General features: G+C 68.2%; 9 protein-coding genes and 2 riboswitches. Of the genes, 3 read left to right on the top strand and 6 right to left on the bottom strand.

What is annotated here, in order from left to right; translation table 11 throughout:
- The 3 genes from gcvP to gcvT all read right to left on the bottom strand — a co-directional run.
- Positions 1-2,742, bottom strand: a 2,742-nt coding sequence (gcvP, locus tag AC11WY_RS01685) for an aminomethyl-transferring glycine dehydrogenase (protein ID WP_482921869.1), incomplete at its 3' end; no start/stop codon positions are given.
- A gap of 7 nt (positions 2,743-2,749) precedes the next feature.
- Complete coding sequence (gcvH, locus tag AC11WY_RS01680) at positions 2,750-3,109, bottom strand: glycine cleavage system protein GcvH (RefSeq protein WP_482921867.1); 360 nt, start codon at positions 3,107-3,109, stop codon at positions 2,750-2,752.
- A 40-nt stretch (positions 3,110-3,149) separates the two neighbouring features.
- Positions 3,150-4,280, bottom strand: coding sequence for a glycine cleavage system aminomethyltransferase GcvT (gene gcvT / locus AC11WY_RS01675; protein ID WP_482921865.1), 1,131 nt, complete (start codon positions 4,278-4,280; stop codon positions 3,150-3,152).
- 76 nt (positions 4,281-4,356) lie between these two features.
- A riboswitch (glycine riboswitch) is annotated at positions 4,357-4,423 on the bottom strand.
- Positions 4,424-4,426: 3 nt separating this feature from the next.
- Positions 4,427-4,543, bottom strand: a riboswitch (glycine riboswitch).
- Positions 4,544-4,664: 121 nt separating this feature from the next.
- Between gcvT and AC11WY_RS01670 the strand changes: the two genes are divergently transcribed.
- On the top strand, positions 4,665-5,225 hold the full coding sequence (locus AC11WY_RS01670; RefSeq protein ID WP_482921863.1) for a gamma-glutamylcyclotransferase family protein: 561 nt from the start codon (positions 4,665-4,667) through the stop codon (positions 5,223-5,225).
- A gap of 167 nt (positions 5,226-5,392) precedes the next feature.
- Here the strand turns inward: AC11WY_RS01670 and gltX are convergent, their stop codons facing one another.
- Entirely contained in the window at positions 5,393-6,715 is a 1,323-nt protein-coding gene (gene gltX, locus AC11WY_RS01665) for a glutamate--tRNA ligase (protein ID WP_482921861.1), read from the bottom strand.
- A gap of 78 nt (positions 6,716-6,793) precedes the next feature.
- On the opposite strand from gltX, the gene AC11WY_RS01660 reads away from it, so the two are divergent.
- On the top strand, positions 6,794-7,213 hold the full coding sequence (locus tag AC11WY_RS01660; protein ID WP_482921859.1) for a metallopeptidase family protein: 420 nt from the start codon (positions 6,794-6,796) through the stop codon (positions 7,211-7,213).
- A gap of 57 nt (positions 7,214-7,270) precedes the next feature.
- Positions 7,271-8,230 (top strand): trypsin-like serine peptidase, encoded by a 960-nt coding sequence (locus AC11WY_RS01655; RefSeq protein WP_482921857.1) that lies wholly within the window; start codon positions 7,271-7,273, stop codon positions 8,228-8,230.
- A 2-nt stretch (positions 8,231-8,232) separates the two neighbouring features.
- Here the strand turns inward: AC11WY_RS01655 and AC11WY_RS01650 are convergent, their stop codons facing one another.
- Together AC11WY_RS01650 and AC11WY_RS01645 are read right to left on the bottom strand one after the other, a co-directional pair.
- Positions 8,233-8,985 carry a T3SS effector HopA1 family protein gene (locus AC11WY_RS01650; RefSeq protein ID WP_482921855.1) on the bottom strand — a complete coding sequence of 251 codons (753 nt, stop codon included), beginning with the start codon at positions 8,983-8,985 and terminating at the stop codon, positions 8,233-8,235.
- A gap of 84 nt (positions 8,986-9,069) precedes the next feature.
- Entirely contained in the window at positions 9,070-10,728 is a 1,659-nt protein-coding gene (locus AC11WY_RS01645) for an NAD+ synthase (RefSeq protein WP_482921853.1), read from the bottom strand.
- Between the last annotated feature and the right edge of the window lie 90 nt (positions 10,729-10,818).

Here is a 10,818-nt window from a genome sequence, read left to right as displayed (position 1 = left end):
GTCGACCCGAAAGCTGGCGGGCGGAAAGCAGCCCTGCGCACGCGGGTAGGGGCGGTCCCAGTCGGCGACCAGATCCTCCACCGTGTGGGGCGCGTTCTTCAGCGGGTTGTTCTCGACCGGCATCTCGCCGCGCTCGATCGCGCCGATCTCGGCCCGGATCGCCAGCATCGCGGTGATGAAGCGGTCGAGTTCCGCCTTGGTCTCCGACTCGGTCGGCTCTACCATCAGCGTGCCCGCCACCGGCCAGCTCATCGTCGGGGCGTGGAAGCCGTTGTCGATCAGCCGCTTGGCGATATCGTCCACGGTCACATGCGCGCTGTCGGCATAGGGGCGGGTGTCGAGGATGCACTCATGCGCAACCCGGCCGTTCGCGCCCTTGAACAGAACCTCGAACGCACCGTGCAGCCGCGCGGCGATGTAGTTCGCGTTCAGGATCGCCACCTTGGTCGCCTGCGTCAGGCCCGGCCCGCCCATCATCAGGCAATAGGCCCAACTGATCAGCAGGATCGACGCGCTGCCGTAGGGCGCCGCCGACACCGGCCCCTCGCCGACGCCGGTGGACGGGTCGCCGGGCAGATAGGGCGCCAGATGCGCCTTTACCCCGATCGGCCCCATTCCCGGCCCACCGCCGCCATGCGGAATGGCAAAGGTCTTGTGCAGGTTCAGGTGGCTGACGTCCGAGCCGATTTCGCCCGGTTTGGCCAGCCCGACCATCGCGTTCATGTTGGCGCCGTCGATGTAGACCTGCCCGCCATGACGGTGCGTGATCGCGCAGACCTCTTTCACGGTCGCCTCGAAGACGCCGTGGGTCGAAGGGTAGGTGATCATGCAGGCCGCCAGCGTGTCGCCCGCCGCCGCCGCCTTGGTGCGGAAGTCGTCAAGGTCGATGTCGCCGTTCTCGCGGCTTTTCACCACCACGACCTCCATCCCCGCCATCACCGCGGAGGCCGGGTTGGTGCCATGCGCCGACACCGGGATCAGGCAGACCCTGCGGTGCCCCTGTCCCATCGCCCGGTGATAGGCCTGAATCGTCAACAGCCCCGCATATTCCCCCTGCGCGCCGGAATTCGGTTGCATCGAGAAGGCGTCATAGCCGGTGATCTCGCAGAGCTTTGCCGACAGGTCGGTGACCGCCTCGGCATAGCCCGCCGCCTGATCGCGCGGCGCGAACGGGTGCAGCGCGGCGAACTCGGGCCAAGTGATCGGCATCATCTCGGCCGCCGCGTTCAGCTTCATCGTGCAGGAGCCCAGCGGGATCATCGCCCGGTCCAGCGCCAGATCACGGTCCGACAGGCGCCGCATGTAGCGCATCATCTCGGACTCGGCCCGGTTCATGTGAAAGACCGGATGGGTCAGGTAGTCGCTTTCCCGCAGCATCGCCTCGGGGAAGCCGAGCGTGGCGCGATGCGGCGGCACGCCCTCGATGCCGAAGGCGCGCAGGATGCGCAGCAGCACCTTTTCGTCCGTTGTCTCGTCCAGACTGATGCCCACCCGGTCATGGCCGATCTTGCGAAAGTTCATGCCTTCCTGCCGGGCGGCGGCCAGAATCCCGGCCTGCCCGACGCCGACCTCGACGGTGATCGTGTCGAAGAACGCCTTCGGGCTGACCTTCGCCCCCGCCGCTTTCAGCGCGCGCGCCAGCCGGTTGGTCAGGAAATGCACCCGTTCCGCGATCGCCCGCAGCCCCAGCGGGCCGTGGAACACCGCGTAGAAGCTGGCCATCACCGCCAACAGCGCCTGCGCCGTGCAGACGTTCGAGGTCGCCTTTTCGCGCCGGATATGCTGTTCGCGCGTTTGCAGGCTCAGCCGATAGGCCCGCCCGCCGCGCGCATCGACCGACACGCCGACGATGCGCCCCGGCATCGCCCGCTTCATGTCATCGCGGCACGACATGAAGGCCGCGTGCGGCCCGCCATAGCCCATCTGCACGCCGAACCGCTGGCTCGACCCGATGGCGATATCTGCCCCCATCGCGCCCGGTTCCTTCAGCAGGCACAGCGCCAGCAGGTCCGTCGCCACCACCGCCACCGCTTTTGCCGCATGGAGCGCGGCAATCTCGGCGGTGAAGTCGCGCACATGGCCGAAGGTGCCCGGATACTGGAAGATCGCGCCGAACACCTGTTCGGGAACCATCGCCTCGGGCGCCCCCACGACCACCTCGATCCCCAGCGGTTCCGCCCGCGTGCGGATCACCGCGATGGTCTGCGGGTGGCAGTTCTCATCGACGAAGAACGCCCGCGCCTTCGATTTGGCCAGCCGTTCGGCCATCGTCATCGCCTCGGCCGCCGCCGTCGCCTCGTCCAGCAGCGAGGCATTGGCGACCGGCAGCCCGGTCAGGTCCGCCACCATCGTCTGGTAGTTCAGCAACGCCTCCAGCCGCCCCTGCGCGATCTCGGGCTGATAGGGCGTGTAGGCCGTATACCACGCCGGATTCTCCAGGATGTTGCGCTGGATCGCGGGCGGCGTCACCGTCCCGTAATAGCCCTGCCCGATCAGCGAGGTCATCACCCGGTTTTTCGCCGCCACCTCGCGCATCTTCGCCAGCAGTTCATGCTCGGCCAGCGGCGCCCAGCTTAGCGGCACCTTCTGCCGGATCGCGGCGGGCACGGTCTGGTCGATCAACTGATCGAGCGATCCGACCCCCACCGCTGTCAGCATCTCGGCCATCTCGGCGGGCGAGGGGCCGATGTGGCGGCGGTTGGCGAAATCGTAGGGATTGTAGGCGGTGGGGGTGAAGGTCATGACATCCTCAGGCAATCATCTCGTTGTATTCGGCTTCGTCCATGAACTCGTCGAGTGCGGCGAGGTCATCGACCTTCATCTTGAAGAACCAGGCGTCGCCGGTCGGGTCTTCGTTCACCAGGCCGGGGTTGTCGGCGAGCTTGGAATTGACCTCGACGATCTCGCCCTCGACCGGGGCCAGGATGTCGGACGCCGCCTTGACGCTTTCGATCACCACGACCTCGTCGCCGGTGGCCACCATCGTCTCGACCTCGGGCAGTTCGACGAACACCACGTCGCCCAACTGGGTCGCCGCGTGTTCGGTGATGCCGACGACGACGAGGTCGCCCTCGACGCGCAGCCATTCGTGATCCTTGGTGTATTTCATCATCGTCCTCTTGCGTTGGGCGCCGCGGCACCAAGCCGTGTCAGCGTTTGTAGGTGGAGGGGCGGAAGGGCAGATCGGTCACCGTCGCGGGCAGCCGTTTGCCCCGCACCTCACCGTATACCGTGGTGCCCCGTGCGCAAAGCGCGGTTGGCAGATAACCCATCGCAATGGGCGCCTCCAGCGACGGGCCAAAGCCGCCCGAGGTGACGCGGCCGATCGCCTCGCCACCTTCGGCATCGGCGAACACCGCGGTGCCCTCGCGCATCGGCGCGCGGCCCTCGGGGCGCAGGCCCACCCGCAGGCGGGCCGGTCCGTTCTCCAGTTCGGCAAGGATGCGGCCCGCGCCGGGGAACCCGCCCGCCCGCGCGCCGCCCGTCCGCCGCGCCGTCTGGATCGCCCAGTGGAGCGCGCCTTCCACCGGCGAGGTGCCGGTGTCGATGTCATGGCCATAAAGGCACAGCCCCGCCTCCAGCCGCAGCGAATCCCGCGCGCCAAGCCCGATCGGCTGCACCGCAGGATCGGCCAGCAGCGCTTCGGCGAAGGCTTCCGCCCGGTCTTCCGCCACCGAGATTTCAAATCCGTCCTCGCCGGTATAGCCGGACCGCGAAACCCACAGATCGGCGCCCTGCCAGCGCAGCACCGCCACATCCATGAACCGCATCGCCGCCGCCCCCGGCGCCAGCCGTTCCAGCACGCCCTCGGCGCTTGGTCCCTGCAGCGCGATCAGGGCGCGATCGGTGATTTCCTCCACCGCGCAGGCGCCCGCCAGATCGGCGCGCATATGGGCGATGTCGGCCTGCTTGCAGGCGGCGTTCACCACCACGAAAAGGTGATCGCCCCGGTTGGCGACCATCAGATCGTCGAGGATGCCGCCATCCGGCGCGGTGAACATCGCGTAGCGCTGGCGGCCCTGTTTCAGCCCCAGCACATCGACCGGCACCAAACTCTCCAGCGCTGCCGCCGCATCGGCCAGGCGGCCCGAGTGCGGCCGCAGGATCACCTGCCCCATGTGGCTGACATCAAAGAGCCCCGCCGCCGCCCGCGTGTGCAGATGTTCCTTGAGCACGCCGAGCGGATATTGCACCGGCATCTCGTATCCGGCGAAGGGCACGATCTTCGCGCCAAGCCGCAGATGCAGGTAGTAAAGGACCGTGCGTTTCAGGTCGGCCATGCCGCCCTCCCTTGTTCCGCCGGTCATGATCGTCCGGCACCGTTCAGGCAAGCCAAGGCCTGCGTTCCGATGCCCCCTCTGTCCGTTCGCCTGAGATCGTTATCCCTTCGGCGCCCTGAACGTGATTCAGGGTCTCTCCAGAGTCTGTTGTCAGAACGGTTCGTGCGCCTGAGAGTTTACCGGGGCGGTTGCTCCTTCGGCACCGGCTCCGGGCGCTCGTCTGTAAAGACTGGCGCCCCGCCGGATTCTCCCGATCCTGACCCCTTGGGCTTAGCCCTTTGCCCCCCGCGCTGGCAAGGGGCTTGATACGGGGGGGCTTGATGCAGGGGGGCTTGCTGCAGGGGGGCTTGCTGCGGCGGCGAGGTTCCGGCACCACTGGGCGGCATGGATCGGTATGTCTTCGGCTATGGCTCGCTCGTCAACCGGCTGACGCATGGCCATGCGTCCGCCCACCCGGCGCGCGTCAGCGGCTGGCGCCGGGAATGGCGCGCCACCGGGCGGCGGCGGCTGGCGTTCCTGTCGGTGCGCCCCGATCCGGGCGGCGTGATCGAGGGGCTGGTGGCCGAGGTGCCGGGTGGCGACTGGGCCGCGCTCGACCGGCGCGAGTCGGGATACGGCAGGCTCCGGCTTGCGCCGGAGCAGATCGCCGCGCAAGTGGCCGAGGGTGTTGCGGTCTACGTCATCCCGCCCGAGCCGGTGCCGCGTGACCTGCGCGAGCACCCGATCCTGCTCAGCTATCTCGACGTGGTGGTGCAGGGCTTTCTGGCCGAGTTCGGCGCGGGCGGCCTGGCGCGCTTCTTCGAGACGACCGACGGCTGGCAGGCTCCGGTGCTGGACGACCGCGCCCGGCCGCTGTATCCGCGCGCGCAGCGGCTGACCGAGGCCGCGCGCGGGCTGGTGGATGACCACCTCGACCGGCTCGGCGTGCGGCGGCTGGCGGATTAGGGGGGCGCTGCCCCCCTCGGCCGTCTCGGGCCTCACCCCCCGGAGTATTTTCGCCAAAGAGAATGAGGAGCGCGGTTTTCGGTATCAACGTCGGTGCGAAATCGGTGCAAAATCGGTGTTTTTTCGGCAGGCTGATTTCCGTTCCGCACCAAACCCTTGCAGGCCGTTCAGCCGCGGGCGCGCACGGTCTGCAACAGCGGCATCACATCCGCCATTTCCGGCCCGTGGTCCTGCCCGGTGACGGCGCGGCGCAGCGGCATGAAGAGGCCGCGGCCCTTGCGCCCGGTCGCCTCCTTCACCTTCGCCGTCCAGTCGGCCCAGGTCGTCGGTCCGTAGGGCGGTGGCGGCAAGAGCGTCATCGCGGTGGCGACAAACTCGGCATCCTCGGGGGCGATCACCGGTTCGGCGCCATCACGGAAGAGGTGCCACCAGCCCTCAAGATCGTTCAGGACGGTGATATTGCCCTTGGCAACCGCCCAGAAATTGGCCGCCAGCGCATCGGGCACACCCAAGCCCGCAATCCGGTCCTGCACCGCCGCAAAGGGCAGCGCCTGCACATGGGCGCGGGTCAAGGGCTTGAGGTCTTCGGCGTCGAACTTGGTTGGCGCGGCGCCGAAGGAGGCGAGGTCGAATCCCGCAATCAGGTCGTCGAGCGAATGGGCAAGCTCCACCGGCTGCGACGAGCCAAGCCGCGCCATCAGCGACAAAAGCGCCATCGGCTCGATCCCCTCGGCGCGCAGGTCGCGCAGGCTGAGGGTGCCCAGCCGCTTTGACAGCGCCTCGCCCTGCGGGCCGGTCAGCAGGCTGTGGTGGGCGAAGGCGGGCGGGGTGCCGCCCAGCGCGCGGATGATCTGGATCTGCGTCGCGGTGTTGGTCACGTGGTCGGCGCCGCGCACGATATGGGTGACGCCCATGTCGGCGTCATCGACCGACGAGGCGAAGGTGTAGAGCACCTGCCCGTCGGCCTTGATCAGCACCGGGTCCGACAGCGAGGCCGCGTCGATCGAGATCGGGCCGAGGATGCCGTCGGTCCACTCGATCCGCTCCTGATCCAGCAGGAACCGCCAGTAGCCGGGGCGCTCGGCCCGCAGCGCGTCCTTTTCGGCGGCCGACAGGTGCAGGCCAGTGCGGTCGTAGACCGGGGGCTTGCCCATGTTGAGCTGCTTCTTGCGCTTCAGGTCCAGTTCCAGCGGCGACTCGAACACCTCGTAGAACCGACCCGCCGCGCGCAGCTGGTCGGCCGCGTCGGCGTAGCGGTCCATCCGCAGGGACTGCTTTTCCAGCCGGTCCCAGGTCAGGCCGAGCCATTCGAGGTCTTCCATGATCCCGTCGGCGTATTCCTGTTTCGAGCGTTCCTGATCGGTGTCGTCCAACCGCAGGATGAAGGTGCCGCCCGCCTTGCGTGCGATCAGGTAGTTCATCAGCGCGGTGCGCAGGTTGCCGACGTGGATGTAGCCGGTGGGCGAGGGGGCGAAGCGGGTAACGGTCATCGGGGCAACTCCTGTTGGCCCCGCTCTTTCACAACAGGTCCGTTTTGTCCATATGATGGGCGAGAAGGGAGTTCCGCGATGACCGAGGACACGACCGGATGGGCCGATGTGCCCTCCCCCGACGAAGAGGTGATCGAGACGCTGGCCCGCGCCGCGCTGGAGGCCCTGTCGCCCCAGTTCCGCAAGGCGGCGGGCGCGCTGGTGCTGCGCATCGTCGATTTCGCGCCCGACGAGATTCTGGACGCGATGAAGATCGAGGATGCGTTCGAGCTGACCGGGCTTTACGACGGCATCCCGCTGACCGAGAAATCGGTTTCGGATCAGCCGGTGCAACCCGATGCGGTCTGGCTGTTCCGCCGCCCGATCCTGGACGAATGGGCCAGCCGGGGCGATGTCACGCTGGGCGATCTGGTGGCCAATGTGGTGGTGCACGAGGTGGCGCATCACTTCGGCTGGTCGGACGACGACATCGCCAGCATCGACCGCTGGTGGGAATAGCGACTCAGGCCCCTGTGCTATGCTGGGCGCGCCGGACCCGGATCCGCGAGACGCCCGATGAGCACCGTGATCGCCCTGCTGGCCGCGCTTGCGGCCGCGACGCCCGCATGGCCGGGCGGCGGTCTGGTTGCGCCCCGCTGCGACGGCTGCGGCGCGGTGATCCGGGTGAACATCGTCGGGCGCCGCCCGGATGGCACGCCCGATGATCGTCGCGACAGCCTGGCGAACCAGCAGGCGCGGCTTGGCCTGAGCGATGCCGAGGTCGCCCGGGTTCGCGCCACCACCGGGCTGATCCTGTGCGACATTGGCGGGATGCAGGCGTTGGCCACGGGCATGCTGGCGGGCGATGCCGCCACATTGATCACGGCCGCGCATGTGCTGCGCGATCCGGCGCGGGCGGGGATCGCGCTGCCGCAGGGCACGCGCTGCCTGTTCCGCAACCAGAGCCTGCCGCCGGAGACCGTGGCGCTGCGGCTTGACGGCACCGAGGTGCTGGGCCCCGGCGGGCGCGAGGATGCCGCTGACCCGAACGACTATGCCGTGGTTCATCTGGCCGCGCCGCTGCGCAACGCCGCGGCGGTGCCCTTTCTGATCGGGCCGCTGCCGACCGCGCCGGGCACGCGGGTGATCCTGATCTCGGCCTTTCAGGACGATTTGCTGCCGACCCTCGGCAACCGCGAACCGGTCGCGCAGGAGGCGGTGGTGGAACAGGTCGGGGCGGTCGGGGTGGGGGAACCGCGCCCGGTCTATCTGACCGGCTCGATGGATGCGGGCGGTTCGGGCGGCGCCATGCTTCTGCGCCAGGGCGGCGTGCTGCGTCTTGTGGCCATCGTCAGCAGCACCGGCAACCTCAGCCGCAACGGGATGCCGTTCAGCCTTGAGATGAGCAGTTTCGTGCGGGTCATCGGCGTGGAAGGCGCGTTTCTCGACGCGCTCGGGCGGATGGCGGCGCGGCCTCCGGATAGCCTGCCGCTTGCGATGGCGGGGTCGGCTCCCTGCGGCCCGCGCCTGTGCTGAGTTCAGAACCCCTGCGGCGGCCGGTTCCACGGCTTGGCCAGGTTGAGGCCCCGGTCCTTCATCATCGCAAGGCAGCGTTCGGCAAGGTCGAACCAGGTCGGCGGGCGCATCGGGCGGCAGAACCGGTCGAACGCCTCGCCGATCAGGGCGGAAAGTTCCTGACCATAGCTGCCGTCGCCCTCGGGCTGGCGCGCGGTGCTGGCGCCCGGCAAGTCGGCCAGCCGCCCGGTGCCGGGGGGCACCTGCGGCTTGAAATACCCGTCGATCAGCGTGCCGAGGCCGCGCAGGCGCCGCAGTTCGTTTTCCATCCGCCAGACCGAGGCCTTGTTGCGCAGGTAGATCACGATGGTATCCAGCCGCGTCGCCGCCGCCTCGACCGAGCAGCGCTTGGCCTGCACCACGTCGTGCGTCTGTTCCTCGAAATACGGCATCAGGGCGTTCCAGACGGTCAGCAGATGCGGCGCGAAGACCGACAGGTAGATCCGTTCCTCGACCCGGCCGCGCGGATCGCCGTTCATGTAGAACACCCACCGCGGCGCGATCAGGCCGGGGTTGTCGCCATAGATGTTGTCATAGATCCACTGCGACAGGTCATCGCCCCGCGCGACGTCCTGCGGATTGCGCTCGTAGACCGCGCGGATCATGTCCTTCAGTGGTTGGGTGGTCGAGACAAAGACCGGGCAGTTGATCACCCGGTGCGCGCCGGGGCCGCCGGGCTGCGGGTGATCGGGGCCGTTGCAGAGTGCGCAAACCATGCTGACCTCGCGCTGTGCCACTGTCTGCCCGCATCGAACCACGCCGAGCCGGAGTCGCGCAACACAATCCTGACGTGAGGGCGCTCAGCCCGGGTCGCGCCAGCGGTTGACGATCGGGTAACGGCGGTCGAGCCAGAACGCCTTCGCGGTAAGCCGCGTACCGGGGGCGGACTGGAAGCGTTTGTATTCCGACAGGTAGAGGAGCTGTTCGACCTTCTTCACCGTCGCGCGGTCGAAGCCTTCGGCGACCAGATCGGCCACCGAGGCTTCACGCTCCACCAACCCGTCGAGGATTGCGTCGAGCACCGGGTAGGGTGGCAGGCTGTCCTCGTCCTTCTGGTCGGCGCGCAGTTCGGCCGAGGGCGCCTTGTCGATCACGCGGGGCGGGATCATCTCGCCCGCCGGGCCCTGCATCCAGGGCCGGTGGTTGGCGTTGCGCCAGCGGCAGGTTTCGAACACGCGGGTCTTGTACAGATCCTTGATCGGGTTGTAGCCGCCGTTCATGTCGCCGTAGATCGTGCAGTAGCCCACCGCCATTTCCGACTTGTTGCCAGTGGTCAGCAGCATCCCGCCGAACTTGTTCGAGATCGCCATCAGCAGCAGCCCGCGCAACCGGCTTTGCACGTTTTCCTCGGTGATGCCCACCCCGGTGCCCGCGAACAGCGGTGCCAGCGCGTCCGTCACCGCCGCCTGCGGGCCGGTGATCGCCACGGTATCCAGTCGACAGCCGAGCCGCGTCGCCACCGCCGCCGCATCCTCCAGCGAATGGGCCGAGGTGAAGGCCGAGGGCAGCATCACGCAATGCACGTTTCCCGGCCCGATCGCGTCGGCGGCAATCGCCGCCACCAGCGCCGAGTCGACGCCACCCGAGAGGCCGAGGAGCACCTTGGAAAAGCCCGACTTGGCAAGGTAGTCGCGCAGGCTCAGCACCATCGCGTGGTAGTCCTGTTCCCACGCATCGGGCTGCGGTGCCATCATTCCCTGTTCGGCGCGCCAGCCTTCGGCGCTGCGGACGAAGTCGAGATGCGCGACGCATTCCTCCATCGCGGGCATCTGGAGGGCGAGCTTGCCGCCGGGATTCAGCGCGAAGCTCGCGCCGTCAAAGACCTGATCGTCTTGCCCGCCGACCGTGTTGAGGTAGACCAGCGGCAGCCCCGTCTCGATCACCCGCGCGACCGTGACGTTCATGCGCAGGTCGAGCTTGTGGCGGCGGTAGGGCGAGCCGTTCGGAACGAACAGGATCTCGGCCCCGGTTTCGGCTAGCGTCTCGGCGACATCCTCATACCAGGCGTCTTCGCACACCGGTGTGCCGATGCGCAGCGGGCCGATGCGGTAGGGGCCCGAGATCGGACCGGCGTCGAACAGGCGCACCTCGTCGAAGACGTCGTCGTTGGGCAGGTGGTGCTTGAGAAGGCGCGCGACGATCTTGCCGCCCTGCAGGATGTAATAGGCGTTGTAAAGGTGGTCGCCGTCCCGGAACGGCCCGCCGATGCCCAGCGCGGGTCCATCGGCGCAGGCGATGGCCAGCGCGTCGATCACGCGCATCGCATGGGCGGCAAAGGCGGGCTTCATCACCAGGTCCTGGGTCTGGTAGCCGGTCACGAACATTTCCGGCAGCGCGACGAAATCCGCGCCCGCCGCGCGCCCCTCGGCCCAGGCGGCACGCGCCTTTCCCGCGTTGGCGTCCAGCGCGCCAACGGTCGGGTTCAATTGCGCCATGCTCAGGCGGAAACGGTCGGTCATCGGCGGCGTCCTTGGTCGGCAGCGGTTCTAGCAGGTTGCACGGCAAGGGAAAGCCGATTGATGGCGAAACGCTTGTCAGCCCGGAAGGCG

It is taken from the genome of Solirhodobacter sp. (genome assembly GCF_964715405.1).
The sequence above is the reverse complement of the archived record's forward strand: the minus strand, read 5'-3'. Positions and strand labels throughout refer to the sequence as shown.